The sequence below is a fragment of the Paraburkholderia solisilvae genome (assembly GCF_902859875.1).
GTDB classification, from domain to species: domain Bacteria; phylum Pseudomonadota; class Gammaproteobacteria; order Burkholderiales; family Burkholderiaceae; genus Paraburkholderia; species Paraburkholderia solisilvae.
The window spans coordinates 36,844-50,563 of the sequence record NZ_CADIKF010000009.1; the positions used below are offsets into that span (position 1 = coordinate 36,844).

The 13,720-nt window shown below is 66.0% G+C and carries 11 protein-coding genes; 5 read left to right on the forward strand and 6 right to left on the reverse strand.

Features of this window, described 5'->3' with window-relative positions; all coding sequences use genetic code 11:
* Positions 1-78: 78 nt before the first annotated feature.
* The 3 genes from HV675_RS07780 to HV675_RS07790 all read right to left on the reverse strand — a co-directional run bounded on the left by HV675_RS07780 (position 79) and on the right by HV675_RS07790 (position 2,726).
* Positions 79-1,182, reverse strand: a complete 1,104-nt coding sequence (locus HV675_RS07780) for a GlxA family transcriptional regulator (protein ID WP_175110308.1) — start codon at positions 1,180-1,182, stop codon at positions 79-81.
* Between the two features lie 66 nt (positions 1,183-1,248).
* A complete protein-coding gene (locus HV675_RS07785) occupies positions 1,249-2,040 on the reverse strand; it encodes an ABC transporter ATP-binding protein (protein ID WP_175110309.1) in 792 nt (263 codons plus the stop codon).
* A gap of 128 nt (positions 2,041-2,168) precedes the next feature.
* Positions 2,169-2,726 (reverse strand): hypothetical protein, encoded by a 558-nt coding sequence (locus HV675_RS07790; protein WP_175110310.1) that lies wholly within the window; start codon positions 2,724-2,726, stop codon positions 2,169-2,171.
* A gap of 907 nt (positions 2,727-3,633) precedes the next feature.
* Here HV675_RS07790 and HV675_RS07795 point away from each other — a divergent pair.
* Complete coding sequence (locus HV675_RS07795; RefSeq protein ID WP_175110311.1) at positions 3,634-4,629, forward strand: LLM class flavin-dependent oxidoreductase; 996 nt, start codon at positions 3,634-3,636, stop codon at positions 4,627-4,629.
* 167 nt (positions 4,630-4,796) lie between these two features.
* Here HV675_RS07795 and HV675_RS07800 read toward each other — a convergent pair whose 3' ends face one another.
* Positions 4,797-6,014, reverse strand: coding sequence for an alpha/beta fold hydrolase (locus HV675_RS07800; protein ID WP_246270144.1), 1,218 nt, complete (start codon positions 6,012-6,014; stop codon positions 4,797-4,799).
* A gap of 380 nt (positions 6,015-6,394) precedes the next feature.
* Between HV675_RS07800 and glgC the strand changes: the two genes are divergently transcribed.
* The 3 genes from glgC to pdxY all read left to right on the forward strand — a co-directional run bounded on the left by glgC (position 6,395) and on the right by pdxY (position 10,366).
* Entirely contained in the window at positions 6,395-7,663 is a 1,269-nt protein-coding gene (gene glgC, locus HV675_RS07805) for a glucose-1-phosphate adenylyltransferase (protein ID WP_175110312.1), read from the forward strand.
* A 104-nt stretch (positions 7,664-7,767) separates the two neighbouring features.
* Positions 7,768-9,228, forward strand: coding sequence for a glycogen synthase GlgA (glgA, locus tag HV675_RS07810; protein ID WP_175110313.1), 1,461 nt, complete (start codon positions 7,768-7,770; stop codon positions 9,226-9,228).
* Between the two features lie 274 nt (positions 9,229-9,502).
* Positions 9,503-10,366, forward strand: a complete 864-nt coding sequence (pdxY, locus tag HV675_RS07815) for a pyridoxal kinase PdxY (protein ID WP_175110314.1) — start codon at positions 9,503-9,505, stop codon at positions 10,364-10,366.
* A 170-nt stretch (positions 10,367-10,536) separates the two neighbouring features.
* Here pdxY and HV675_RS07820 read toward each other — a convergent pair whose 3' ends face one another.
* Positions 10,537-11,409 (reverse strand): alpha/beta fold hydrolase, encoded by an 873-nt coding sequence (locus tag HV675_RS07820; protein WP_175110315.1) that lies wholly within the window; start codon positions 11,407-11,409, stop codon positions 10,537-10,539.
* A gap of 197 nt (positions 11,410-11,606) precedes the next feature.
* Here HV675_RS07820 and HV675_RS07825 point away from each other — a divergent pair, with 197 nt between their 5' ends.
* Positions 11,607-12,068, forward strand: a complete 462-nt coding sequence (locus HV675_RS07825) for a hypothetical protein (protein WP_175110316.1) — start codon at positions 11,607-11,609, stop codon at positions 12,066-12,068.
* 401 nt (positions 12,069-12,469) lie between these two features.
* Here HV675_RS07825 and HV675_RS07830 read toward each other — a convergent pair whose 3' ends face one another.
* Positions 12,470-13,450: a helix-turn-helix domain-containing protein gene (locus tag HV675_RS07830; protein ID WP_175110317.1), complete on the reverse strand. Its 981-nt coding sequence runs from the start codon at positions 13,448-13,450 to the stop codon at positions 12,470-12,472.
* Between the last annotated feature and the right edge of the window lie 270 nt (positions 13,451-13,720).

The window sequence follows — 13,720 nt, forward strand, 5'->3', positions numbered from 1 at the left end:
CGCTCGGGCGGCCTGGTTTGAGTTAGTCGGCTTGATTCGGCTCAGTCGGCTTGATTTCGCTCGGTCGGCTCGATCGGCTCAGTCGGCTCGGTCCGCTTGATTCGGCCCGGTCGGCTCAGTCGGCTCAGTCGGCTCAATCGGCTCAATCGCCCGCGCTTCGGCGGCCGCGCCGCCGGCCGGCCCGGCCGCGTCCTGCTGCCGGTCGAGCCAGTTACGGCGTTCTTCGCGCGGCGTCACATTGAATCGCTCACGATAGACGTTCGAAAAATGCGCGGCCGATGAAAACCCGCACGCGAGGCTGATCTGCACGACCGACTTGCTGGTGCGCTGCAATTGCGTGCGCGCCTTGGCGAGCCGCAGCCCCAGATAGTACCGGGACGGCATCGCGCCCAGATACTGGCGGAACAGCCGCTCCAGCTGACGTCGCGACACGCCGACGAGACCCGCGATCTCATCGGTCGTCAGCGGCTCCTCGATGTTCGCTTCCATCAGCAGCAGCGCGTCGTTCAGGCGCGGATGGCGTTCACCGGGCGCCGTGACGAGCGGGATGCGCTGCCGCTCGACGCCCGCGCGCAACGTGCCGACGCCAAGCGTATCGGCGATCCGTTCGGCGAGTTCCTGGCCATGATCGCGGCCGATCATCGCGAGCATGAAATCGACGCTCGCCTGGCCGCCCGTGCAGGTCGCGCGATCGCGATCGATCTCGAAGATCTGCTGCGTGACGATCGGGCGCTCGAACTGCTCGGTGAATTGCTGATACGTCTCCCAGTTGACGCTTACGCGGTAGCCGGACAACAGCCCCGCCAGCGCGAGCCACCAGACGCCGTGATGAATGCCGGTGACGAGCGGCGTGCGCTGGCCCACGCGCGCGAGACTCGCGAGAAACAGCCGGTCGCCGACGAACGGCCGGAAGCGTTCGCTGATCACGATCAGCCAGTCGCAGGCGAGCGCATCGCCGAACGCGGCGTCGGCCGGCCACTGCGCGCCGCCCGACAGCGGCACCGGCCGCCCGTCCGGCGACCAGACCTGCCAGCGGTAGTGCGCGCGAGCGTCGATCTCGTTCGCGAGGTTCAGCGTATCGATGACCGGTGCGACGCCCGACATCGACACCGGCGGCAACGCGACGATCGCGACCTGGGTGGTGCGCGCGGCGCCGGACGGCAAACGGGCCTTATCGGACATACCGGCGTAGCAAGGAATGCATGAACATCGTCAAACCCGACGGCGAGGCGGCAAGCAACGCAGCGGCTACTTCAGGCTGCCGGACAGAAACTGCCTGAGCCGCTCGCTTTTCGGCGTGCCGAGCACTTCGACGGGAGGCCCTTCCTCTTCAGTGCGACCCTGATGCAGAAACATCACATGGTTCGACACATTCCGCGCAAAGCCCATCTCGTGGGTGACGACGATCATCGTGCGGCCTTCCTCGGCGAGCTTTTGCATCACCTTCAGCACTTCGCCGACGAGTTCCGGGTCGAGCGCGGAGGTCGGCTCGTCGAACAGCATCACATCCGGGTTCATCGCGAGCGCGCGCGCGATTGCGACGCGCTGCTGCTGGCCGCCCGACAGGTGCGACGGATACTGCTTCTCGAGCCGCGGCGCGAGCCCGACCTTTTCCAGATAGGTGCGCGCACGCTCTTCCGCTTCGCGGCGCGACAGCCCGAGCACATGCAGCGGCGCCTCGACGACGTTCTCGAGCACCGTCATATGCGCCCACAGGTTGAAGTGCTGGAACACCATCGCGAGCTTGGTGCGGATACGCTGCAGTTGCTTGTGATCGGCGACTTCGAAATTGCCGTTGCGGTCGGCTCTCGTGCGCACCGTTTCACCATCGACGATGATCTTGCCCGCGTTCGGCCGCTCGAGAAAGTTGATGCAGCGCAGGAACGTGCTCTTGCCCGAGCCGCTCGCACCGATAATGCTGATCACATCGCCCTTCTGCGCGTTCATCGACACGCCCTTCAGGACTTCGTTGTCGCCATAGCGCTTGTGGATGTCCTGCACGGCGAGCTTGCAGGCTTCAGTTGAAGTCTCATGGAGCAAGGTACCCTCCGATGCGGAATGTTTGCGGTTGCGATAACCGCGTCATGACCCGGCGTGCGTGTGCAGCACGGGGTCCCCTCGGTGCGGCACGAAGGCAAGGCGCAGCGCGCACGGTAACACAACGGCCGTCAATGTCCGCGCATCACATCCGAGCGCGAGGTCGTGTAGACCACATGATTCGCGTCGAAGTGCACGTTGAAAAACGCTTCCTCGGTCACGCCGCCTTCACGCCACTTCCAGCTCCAGACGGTCTCGGGCTTGAGCGGATACACGGCGATTTCGCCGGGCTTGCCAAGCAGGCGCCGCACCTCGTCCTCGCTCATGCCGAGGCGGACCTTCGCGAAGTTCGCGGCCGTGAGCACCTGCGTGATCGCCTGCAGCCGGCCGTCGGGACCGATGTCGACCATATAGGTGTTCAACCCTTGCGGGCCGCGCGGATATTCGAGCCGCTTCGAACCGTCGGTGAAATGGCGCTCGGTTTCGGGCTTGCCCATCTGGTCGCGGATTTGCGCTTCGGTCGTCACGCCCGGCGTGAGTCCCTTCAACAGCAGCACATCGGGCTTGATCGCGTTGATGAAATCCTTCAGCTTCTGCACGGCATGCTCGGTCTGTTGGTTGTCGCAGCCGGTGAGCGCAATGGACGCGCCCAGCGTGGCGGCGAGCAGCAATGAATAGCGAAGAGCCATCGGGTCGGGTGGTCGTCGGTGACGCATGAACGTGGGGGATCAACGGCGTGACAGGATACCGCACACGAACGCCGCGGCACGCAGGCGCAACGGCGAAGAATAAAACCGCAGTGCAGCACGCGCGCTGCACGAAAGAGGCGCACACGTCGCGGCCCCTGCGCGCACACGCTCGCAGGCGGCGCCGCGCCGCCAACCTCACGCGACCGACCGGCGAGTTGGCATGGAAAGCGCGCGCCGCACCGCACGGTGGACCGCGCAATAACACAACGGCCGTGGACGCTTCGCCCACGGCCGCCATGCACCGCTGTAATCGGTCGCGCGTGCGCGACCGTTTGGCCCCTCGACTATGCGCAGATGGTTGTCAATCTAGCGTCACGCCGGCGAACGCGCGAGAGCGCGTTTACACCGAGTCCGCTGAAGAATCCTGTTCGCGCCGGTCTGGCGCCGCTCGCTGCGCGGCATGCCGGCATGCATCCGACTGAGCCGGTCAGCCGGCTGCGCCCGGGAGTGTTCTGCGTAGCCGACCTACGCGTGACGAGCTGGAGCCGACCGGCGTCGAAGTCCGTGGAAGGCCGCAGTCGCGAAGACTGCGCCGATCTCAGGCTAATCCCGCGGCCAGCGTGCTTCTGTGCGCATTCACACGCCAACGCGCATGCGGGCGCGTATGCACGCCGGGAGGCCGCCTGCGGACGCATTGTTCATGGACAGCGGCCGCAACACCCTGTGGAGATTGTGGACTTGCAGCGGCCTTCAGCGGAAATAGCAGCGCTTTGGCACAATCCGCTTTGGCTTGCGCGTCCGGCCGCACGGGTTTGCCCCGCCGACGCCGGCGCGCTCATGCACCGCGGTTCGTGCAATTTCTTCCCCGCTTCCATCGCGGCCTGCCCGGCTGCCGCCCTCCATCGCCATGATTCCGTTTTCCGTTCTCGATCTGTCTCCGATCACCGCCGGCTCGACGGCCGCGCAAGCGTTCCACAACACGCTCGATCTCGCGCAGCACGCGGAGCGCTGGGGCTACCGCCGCTTCTGGCTCGCCGAACATCACAACATGACGGGTATCGCCAGCGCGGCGACGTCGGTCGTGATCGCCCACGTCGCGGGCGGCACGCAGTCGATCCGCGTCGGCTCCGGCGGCGTGATGCTGCCCAACCACGCGCCGCTTGTGATCGCCGAGCAGTTCGGCACGCTCGCGTCGTTGTACCCGGGCCGCATCGACCTCGGTCTCGGCCGCGCGCCAGGCACCGACCAGACCACCGCCCGCGCGCTACGACGCGATCTGCACGGCAGCGCGGACTCGTTTCCCGACGACGTGGTCGAACTGCAGCGCTATTTCGCCGAGCCGGTCGCCGGCCAGCGCGTGCGTGCGGTGCCCGGCGCGGGCCTGAACGTGCCGCTCTGGCTGCTCGGTTCGAGCCTCTTCAGCGCGCAGCTCGCGGCGGCGCTCGGCCTGCCGTTCGCGTTCGCGTCGCACTTCGCGCCCGATCACATGCTGACTGCGCTGCAGCTGTACCGCGCGCAGTTCCGCCCGTCGGCTACGCTCGATCGGCCGTATGCGATGGTCGGCGTGAACCTCTTCGCGGCCGACACGAACGACGCCGCGCAGCGGCTTTTCACGTCGCTGCAGCAGCAGTTCCTGAACTTGCGGCGCGGCACGCCGGGGCAGTTGCAGCCGCCGGTCGATCGCCTCGATGCATCGGAGTTCGAACTGGCGGGCGTCGCGCAGTCACTCGCGTATTCGGTGATCGGCGATCGCGACACGGTGCGCGAGCGGCTCGTGTCGATCATCGAGCAGACCGGCGCCGACGAGTTGATGCTGACCGCGCAGATCTACGATCACGCGGCGCGGCTGCGCTCGTTTGAAATTGCCGCGCAGGTGCGCGACGAACTGGGTGCGGCGAAGTAGCCGCTCGCGGACGTAGTAGCGCGCGAGGGCGCCGCGTGACTGTCGGCTAGCATCGCGCGGCCGCGCGAGTGTCGAACCGCGGCGCTTTCGCACCGCCGTCTCCTTCGCACCGCGATCGCGCGATCGCGCGACCGTCGCGGCGCGGCGCCCCCTACGCCGTGTTCGCGCTACTGCGCGCGCTGCACCGCCGCCATCCCGTCGAGCAGCGCCTTGTGAAACGCCTGCGGATCCTGCAGTTGCGGCGTATGCCCGAGCGTCGGGAATTCGACGAGCGTCGCATGCGGAATCGTGCGTGCCGCCGCCTTGCCCAGCTCCGGATAATGACCGAGCTGCGCGCGCACCTCAGGCGGCGCGGCGTCCTTGCCGATCGCGGTGGTGTCCTTGTCGCCGATCATCAGCAGCGTCGGCACTTTCAATAGCCCCAGTTCGTAATAAACCGGCTGCGTGTAGATCATGTCGTACAGCAACGCGGAATTCCACGCGACGATCTGCTTGCCGGGGCCGCGATACATGCCCGCAAGCATCTGCACCCATGGTTCGTAAGAGGGATTCCATTGGCCCGCGTAATACGTCGCCTGCTCGTAGCGGCGGATGCGGTCCGCGGTCGTCTTCAGCTCGCGCGCATACCAGTCGTCGACCGACAGCGACGGCACGCCCTTCGCCTTCCAGTCCTCGAGGCCGATCGGGTCGACCAGCACCAGTTGCTGCGTCGCCTCCGGATACATCAGCGCATAGCGGATCGCGAGCATGCCGCCGGTCGAATGGCCGATCATCGTCGTGCGCGTGACGCCCAGCGATTCGAGCAGCGCATGCGTGTTGCGCGCGAGCTGCTGGAAGCTGTACTGGTAGCGCTGCGGCTTGCTCGACTTGCAAAAGCCGATCTGGTCCGGCGCGATCACGCGATAGCCGGCGTCGCTCAGGCGGCGAATCGTCTCGACCCATGTCGCGCCGCAAAAGTTCTTGCCGTGCATCAGCACCGCGGTGCGGCCGTTCGGATGAGCGGGCGCAACGTCCATATAGGCCATATCCAGCGCCTCGCCTTGCGACGTGAAGGTGAATTGCCGCACCGGGTAAGGGTAATCGAAGCCTTCGAGTTCCGGGCCGTAAGCAGGACCGGCATTGCCTGCCGCCTCGGCCGGGCTGGCCGCCGTGGCAGTGGCCGCGGCTGTCGCGGCACTGTCCGCAACGGCGGCAGCCGATACGGCAGCGGGCGGCGCCGTATCCGCGCCCTCCGCGGCGCGGGCAGCCGGCGCGACGACGAAGGCAGCCGCTGCAACGATGGCAGCGCCGGCAGCGGCAAGCGCGGACACCCAGGCTGGCCATGCAGATGAAAGACGGGCAAGCGGGAACGACGATTCGAGCGAAGCGGGAAAGCGCGGTTTCATAGGCTGGTTCTTGAGGAAGCGCAAGGGCAAGCCGCACAGTGTGCAGGGCAGCAATAACCCGGACTTGAACGGACGTAGATCGGAGCGGATGATTCTAGCTGGCGCAGATCGAACGTGCTGGCGCGAGCACCAGGCCGGATGGGCGTCGCACATGCCCGCACGGCGAGGCACGCGCCTTGCGATCTGCAGTCTCGAAAGAGGCGCCGCACATGGCCACCCGCCGTCCGCCATGCACGAGCGCGCATAACAACAAACAAGAACAACAGGATCCGCAGCACGCCAGCTTGTCCGTCCGGGGCTCACCAATGCAGCTGCATGGCACCAGGTAAGCGCTGAAGCGCCAGCCCGGACCCATGCAACATGGGACAAAGGAGACGCACATGGATACTCCGGCAAGCCTCAACGATCTGCAGCATACGACGCTCGCCATCGTGCTCGCGGGCGGCCGCGGCACCCGGCTCGGGCCGCTCACCAACAAGCGGGTCAAACCGGCGGTTCACTTCGGCGGTAAATACCGGATTGTCGATTTCGCGCTGTCCAACTGCCTGAATTCAGGCATCCGACGCATCGCCGTCGTCACACAATACAAGGCGCATTCGCTGCTGCGCCACGTGCAACGCGGCTGGGGCTTCCTGCGCGGCGAGTTCAACGAGTTCATCGACCTGTGGCCCGCGCAGCAGCGCGTCGAAGGCGCGCACTGGTATCGCGGCACCGCGGACGCCGTATTCCAGAACCTCGACATCATCCGCTCGATCCGGCCGAAGTACATCATCGTGCTGGCCGGCGACCATATCTACAAGATGGACTACACGCGGATGGTGATGGACCACGTCGAAAGCCGCGCGGACTGCACGGTCGGCTGCATCGAGGTGCCGCGTATGGAAGCGGTCGCGTTCGGCGTGATGGCGGTCGACGAAGCGCGGCGCGTCACGGGCTTCGTCGAGAAACCGGCCGACCCGCCGGCGATGCCGGGTCGCCCCGATATCGCGCTGGCGAGCATGGGCATCTATGTGTTCAACGCGGACTACCTTTACCAGCTGCTCGAAGAAAACATCACGAGCGTCGCGACCGATCACGACTTCGGCAAGGACATCCTGCCGCGCGTCGTGACCGCGGGGCACGCGATCGCGCATCCGTTCAGCATGTCGTGCGTGTCGTCGGATCCGAATGTCGAGCCGTACTGGCGCGACGTCGGCACGATCGACGCGTACTGGGCCGCGAATCTCGATCTCGCATCGACCATCCCGACGCTCGACCTGTACGACCGCAACTGGCCGATCTGGACGCATCTCGAACAGTTGCCGCCCGCCAAGTTCGTACGCGATCTGAACGGCCTGCAAGGGTCCGCGACCAATCTGATCGTCTGCGCGGGCTGCGTGATCTCCGGCTCGCAGATTTCGCGCTCGGTGCTGTCGACCAACGTCCTCGTGAACTCATTCTGTAACATCAATGAGGCAGTCTTGTTGCCGCAGGTGACGGTCGGCGCGAGTTGCCGGCTGCGCAAGGTGGTGGTCGACCGCGGCTGCGCGATACCGGACGGCACGGTCATCGGCGAAGACCCGGCACGCGACGCCGAGCGGTTCTACCGCACCGAGTCCGGCGTCGTGCTGGTCACGCCGGAGGCCTTGCGGCGCCAGACCGGGCGCTGAGCGCGGGGCGCCGTACGGCACGCGCGACGGCTTTGCGGGCGGCTAACCGCTCCGCAAGCCGCGCCCGCGCCCTTCATTGAACTCTCACGGCGAGGACAACGCCTATGACGATTCGCGCGCTGCACGTCGCAAGCGAGCTGTACCCTCTTCTGAAGACAGGCGGCCTCGCCGACGTCACCGGCGCGCTGCCGCCCGCGCTGATCGAACTCGGCGCCGACGTGCGCGTGCTGCTGCCGGGTTTTCCGGCGGTGCTCGCGGGTCTCGCGGACCTGCACCCCGTTGCGCCGCTCGCGCGCGGCTTCGGCGCGCCGCAGGCGTCGCTCGAACAGGGCACGCTCACCGCGAACGGCGTGATCGTCTATGTGGTGCGCGCGGATGCGTTTTTCGATCGTCCCGGCAACCCATATCTCGATGCGCAGCATGTGCCGTACGGCGACAACGCGCAGCGTTTCGCGCTGCTCAGCTGGAGCGCCGCACAGCTCGCGCAGCATCTCGACCCCGCGTGGGCGCCGCAAATCGTCCATGCGCACGACTGGCACGCGGGACTCGCGGCCGCCTATCTGAAGGCGGCCGAGCGCGAGCATGGGCGGTCCTTCGCGCGCAGCGTATTTACCGTGCACAACCTCGCCTATCAGGGCGTCTTCCCCGTGCAGCAGTTCGGCATGCTCGGCCTGCCCGCGGACTTTTTCGGCATCAACGGCATCGAGTTCTATGGGCAGATGTCGTTCCTGAAGGCCGGCCTTTTCTACTCGGACCGCCTCACCACCGTCAGCCCGACCTACGCGCGTGAAATCCAGACGCTCGCGCAGGGCGGCGGTCTCGACGGACTGCTCAGACAACGCACGCACGACCTGTCGGGGATCCTCAACGGAGTCGACTACGCGGTCTGGAAGCCGTCGACCGATACGCTGCTGCCGGCCCGCTATACCGACACGCGTCTCGCCGGCAAGCGCGTCTGCAAGACGTCTTTGCAGGCGCGCTTCGGCTTGCCGCAAAAAAGCGATGTGCTGCTGTTCGGCGTCGTGAGCCGCCTCACCGAGCAGAAAGGCCTCGACCTGCTGCTCGCCGCGCTGCCGGAGATCGTGCGGCGCGGCGGCCAGCTCGTCGTGTTCGGCACCGGCGACCCCGCGCTCGAAACCGGCCTGCAGCGGGTCGCGCAGGCGCATCCGGAATCGGTCGCGGTCGAACTCGGTTTCGACGAAACGCTCGCGCACGCGATCATCGCCGGCAGCGACGTGATCGCGGTGCCGTCGCGCTTCGAGCCGTGCGGGCTCACGCAACTCTATGCGCTCGCCTATGGCTCGCTGCCGCTCGTGCATCGGGTCGGCGGACTCGCCGATACCGTCGTCGACGCGTCGCTGGAAAATCTCGCCGACGACCTCGCGACGGGTTTCGCGTTCGAGCGCTTCGAACCGGAGGCGCTGGCCGCCGCGATCCGCCGGGCCTTCGCGCTCCATGCGAAGCGCAGCGAATGGAAAGCGACGCAACAGCGCGCGATGCGCCAGGATTTCGGCTGGGGCGCCTCCGCGGAGCGCTATCTCGCGCTATACCGCGAACTCGTGTGAGCCGCGACGCGCGCGGCGCCCGCGCGGCGCGCCGCCGGTCTGCCCGCTGCCCGCCGGCGCGCCGCCGCTGATGGTTCGGCGCAACAACGCGAAGGGCCGCATCGTTGCACGGCACAAAAAGTCATGTATTGTTCATTCACGCACGTTGCGCGAGCGGCACACGCCGCGCACGCAATGGGCATAGACAGGCATCGGGCCCGGCACCCCGGCCGATCGAGGCAAACCGCGAGCCGCTCGCGAGAATAAATACGCGCGTCCAGCGCGCCGTTTCGTTATGAAAAACGTTCTGAGCATCCAGTCGCACGTCGTCTTCGGACACGCGGGCAATAGCGCCGCGGAGTTTCCGATGCGGCGTCTCGGCGTCAACGTGTGGCCGCTCAATACGGTGCAGTTCTCCAATCACACGCAGTACGGCCATTGGGCCGGCAGCGCGATCGACGCGAAGCAGATGCAGGAGCTCGTCGAAGGAATCGGCGCGATCGGTATGCTGCCGCGCTGCGACGCGGTGCTCTCCGGCTACCTCGGCACACCCGAGCAGGCGCAGGCGGTGATCGAAATCGTGCGCGCGGTGAAAGCGGTGAACCCGCATGCGCGCTACTTCTGCGACCCGGTGATGGGCACCGCGACCGGCTGCCGCGTCGAGCCCGGCATCCAGGAATTTCTCGTCAGTTCGATGCCGGGTGTCGCCGATGCGATCATGCCGAATCACAGCGAACTGCAGCGCCTCGTCGGGCGCATGATCGAGACGGTCGAGGAAGCGGTCGTCGCGTGCCGCGAACTGATGCAGCGCGGGCCGAAGCTCGTGCTCGTCAAGCATCTGCTCGATCGCAACAGCCCCGCGGACCGCTTCAACATGCTCGTCGTCACCGAGCGCGAAAGCTGGGTCGGGCAGCGTCCGCTGTATCCGTTCGCGCGCCAGCCGGTCGGCGTCGGCGACCTGACGAGCGCGGTGTTCGTCGCGCGCACGCTGCTCGGCGACCCGCTGCGCGTGGCGTTCGAACATACGCTTGCGGCCGTCAACGGCGTGATGCGCGCGACGTGGGACGCGGGCCGCTACGAACTCGAGCTGATCGCCGCGCAAAACGATATCGCGCATCCGCGCGAATGGTTCGATGCGTGGGTCGTCGAATCGGCGTGAGGGCGCGGTGGAAGATTCAGCCGCGAGGTGGCGGCACGGTGTTGCGTCGCCGCGTTGCGTCCGGCGAGCCGCACCGCCTGATCTGACCGCTTGCGCGGCATCGGGCCGCGCACCCGCCGCGACGCCGCGACCCGACGCTGCGCTTCACTCCACGCGGCGCCGCCCCGCCGTTACTCGTCGCCGAGGAAATGCAGGATCGCGAAGTTGAACGCGTCCGGGTCCTGCAGAAACGCAAAGTGGCTTGTGTTCGGCAGGATCATCAGGCCGGCGTTAGGAATGGTCGCGGCGATGTACTCGGTATGGCTGCGCCTGATCGCTTCGTCATGGTCGCCGTCCAGCACCAGCACCGGCGACCTGATCTGCTTCAACTGGTCGTCGGTCCAGTTCGGCTGCGATGCCCACATATGGCTGATCTGCTCGACGAACGCGTCATACTCGTTCGGCGTCGGCGACAGCCTGCGATATTCATCGCCGGCTCGCTTGATGAACGCGGCGAACGTCGGGTTCTTTTCGACGCCCTCGATCACACCGTCGGTCTTCGTATTCGCGCCGAACGCCACGATCTTGCCGACCCGCTCCGGATGCCGCATCGCCAGGTCGAGCGCGATGATCGCACCGTCGCTCCAGCCGACCACGTCGGCCTTCTGCAGATGCAGCTTGTCCATCAGCGCCACCACGTCGTCGGCCATCAGGTCGTAGCCGAACGGATGCGCGTCGCGCGTGCTGCGCCCGTGGCCGCGGCTATCGACCAGCACGACCTCGTGACGCTTCACCAACGCCCGGACCTGGTTGCCGAAGTAATCCGAGTTCGACAGCCCGCCGTGCAGCAGGATGACCGGCGAGCCGTGGCCGATCGTCGCATAGTGCAGCCGGATGCCGTTGACGTCCGCCACGCCCGCCTTTTCGCCCGCGACCGGCAAAGGCGTCGGCGGCAAGGTTTGCCAGCGCGCCTCGGCGTGCGCATGGTGCACGGCCAGTACTGTGCACGCCAACATCAACAGGCGCTGCACGCGCAGCCAGCGCGGCTTGATTTTTCCGGACATGAACGCTGTCTCCTCGAATAAGAAAATAAAGAAAGGGGTTTGTAACGCTTAACAGATAACAAACGATAACGTGCGTTTATTCCTTGCAAACACCTTCAATCGCCGAACCACGTCCTATAATGCGTGCCGCGTGGCGCCGCTCACTTCGGCTCACCTGCGGTTCACGCAGTTTTTCCACACCCGGTAATGAGGTATTGATGGACGGCTATATTCGCAGTGAACGCGAAGAGCAATTCGAGGCGTTGTGCATCAGCGTCGATGCGGACGAAGCGCATGAGCAGGAAGCGATTGAATATTTCGAGGCGCAGATCGGCGCGGACGGCTTCGATGCCGCGCAATGGCTCGATATCGCGATGTATTACTCGCCGGCGGTCGCGCGCGGCATCATCGACATGGTCGCGCCGGACGACAAGGCGCGCTGCAACATCGCCTTCGTGATCGCCGACAGCCTCGACATCTCGTACGGCCCCGACGAGTGCCGGCAGTTTGCGGAGACGCTGCATTTCGCGCTGTCCAACGGCGTGCCGATCGACCTCGACGTCATGCTCGACGGCTGCCAGAACGCACTCGACGACCTCGACACATGGGCCGACGACGAAACCAGGGAACCGCTGCTGCAATTGCGCGGCGAGATCCAGCGCATGCAGGAAGAGCACTGACGCAAGCCGCGTCGCGCGGCCGGGCGATTCCATTGCGCGAGCCCGTCTGCCTTCACTTTCCTTTCAATACGGATCACGCCGGATCCGCCGCACAGGTGGCCCGGCTTTTTTCTGACTTATTTCCATCCGCACCGGCATGGTTGCGTGCGCACGGCCTGCTTTTCGACCCGATTTCATTAATAAACGAAGAAATTTAACTGTCGGATAAATTTCACGCCGCAGTCATTCAGCGCCCCTATCGTCATCTCCCGTACAGATACCAGTAAACGTTTCTTAACGCCGGTCACGGGAGACACCAGCACGGACCGGCGCTCGCGATGGCGCGCCGCGTCCGCTGGTTGCGGCCGCAAGTTTCTTTGGTCCGTTATCGAGTGATCGCGCGCGGCGGACGCGCCGCCCGATCAATGAGGCTCCATGCGTGCGCCGGCCGCGCCGAACCAGATCGCGGCTTCGCACGCGTCGGTCGCCAGCGCCTCGCGCGGCGCCACGCCGTAGCGTTCCCTGAATACGCGGCTGAAGTGCGCGGGCGTCGAAAAGCCGCAGCGATACGCAATATCGCTGATCTGTACGCGGCCTTTATCGCTGCGCTTGAGCATATCGGCAGCGAGCGCGAGGCGGCTGTCCCACACGTAACGCATCACCGATAAGCCGTCGGCGCGGAACAGCCGCCCCAGGTGCGCGTCCGATATGCAAACCGCCGACGCGATCAGCGCAATCGTCAGATCGGGGTTGCGCAAGTTCTGCGCGATATAGCGCTTGGCGCGAAACAGCGTCGCGTCGCCGCTGCGCGAGCGCGTGAGCGCCACCGGATCGTCGATCAGCAGATCGATCACGTCGAGCAACTGCTCGCCCTGCCGGCGCCGCAGGCCCACGCTCGTTTCGCCGTGCTGCCTTGCGATCGATACGACCAGTTCGCCGATCGAGCGCACATCGGCTGCCGACATATCGGGCACGACGAGGCCGCGCAGAGCGTGCCGCAAACCCCGCTCCTTCAGCGCGCGCGCCGGAAAACGCAGCGCGACGAGGTCGGTCGGCTCATCGAAAGACTGCGAGTAAGGCCGGGTGGATTCGACCAGCACGATCTCGCCGGGTCCGATGCGCCGCACGTCCGCGCCTTGCTCGATATTCATCGCGCCTTGCAGGACGAGCTTCAGGAAAAGCCAGGGTTCGCCGCCGTCAGCGAGCGGCGATAGCGACAGATGCGCGAACCGTGCATCCAGCATGTCGAGCCGGCCGAGATTCCATGCGTCGACGTTGGAACCGGCCGGCTCGCCGCGCCCGAACTCGCAGTTCATCCGGAACTCGCTCGCGCTGCCGTGACGCCAGATGTCCTTGCCGTCGGGTTCGTCGCTCAGCACGAGGTGGATAAAGTCGTTCTGCATGTCGCAATAAATTTACCGATGAAAGCCTGCTAGTGAAGACCCGCTGCCAGCGGCTCCGGTTGGTATGGCGGGCTTTGTAGCCCTCCTCCACTCTCAGAGAACAGGCGCCGCCTGCCGTTATTCCAGCCGTCGCGCGAGGTGCCCTGGCGGGCCGCGCGATGCGGTGCAAACGCGCGCCTCGGCCAAATCGCGCGCTGCTTCTGGAACACTGCCGCGCATGCCGCTCCCCTACGCTTGCCTTACCCGCCCGCTCGATCGTACGTCGTACCG

Coding starts and splice junctions, on each gene's coding strand:
- HV675_RS07780 (WP_175110308.1), bottom strand. CDS start 1,182: ATGTCCGATAAGGCCCGTTTGCCGTCCGGCGCCGCGCGCACCACCCAG.
- HV675_RS07790 (WP_175110310.1), bottom strand. CDS start 2,726: ATGGCTCTTCGCTATTCATTGCTGCTCGCCGCCACGCTGGGCGCGTCC.
- HV675_RS07795 (WP_175110311.1), top strand. CDS start 3,634: ATGATTCCGTTTTCCGTTCTCGATCTGTCTCCGATCACCGCCGGCTCG.
- HV675_RS07800 (WP_246270144.1), bottom strand. CDS start 6,014: ATGAAACCGCGCTTTCCCGCTTCGCTCGAATCGTCGTTCCCGCTTGCC.
- glgC (WP_175110312.1), top strand. CDS start 6,395: ATGGATACTCCGGCAAGCCTCAACGATCTGCAGCATACGACGCTCGCC.
- glgA (WP_175110313.1), top strand. CDS start 7,768: ATGACGATTCGCGCGCTGCACGTCGCAAGCGAGCTGTACCCTCTTCTG.
- pdxY (WP_175110314.1), top strand. CDS start 9,503: ATGAAAAACGTTCTGAGCATCCAGTCGCACGTCGTCTTCGGACACGCG.
- HV675_RS07820 (WP_175110315.1), bottom strand. CDS start 11,409: ATGTCCGGAAAAATCAAGCCGCGCTGGCTGCGCGTGCAGCGCCTGTTG.
- HV675_RS07825 (WP_175110316.1), top strand. CDS start 11,607: ATGGACGGCTATATTCGCAGTGAACGCGAAGAGCAATTCGAGGCGTTG.
- HV675_RS07830 (WP_175110317.1), bottom strand. CDS start 13,450: ATGCAGAACGACTTTATCCACCTCGTGCTGAGCGACGAACCCGACGGC.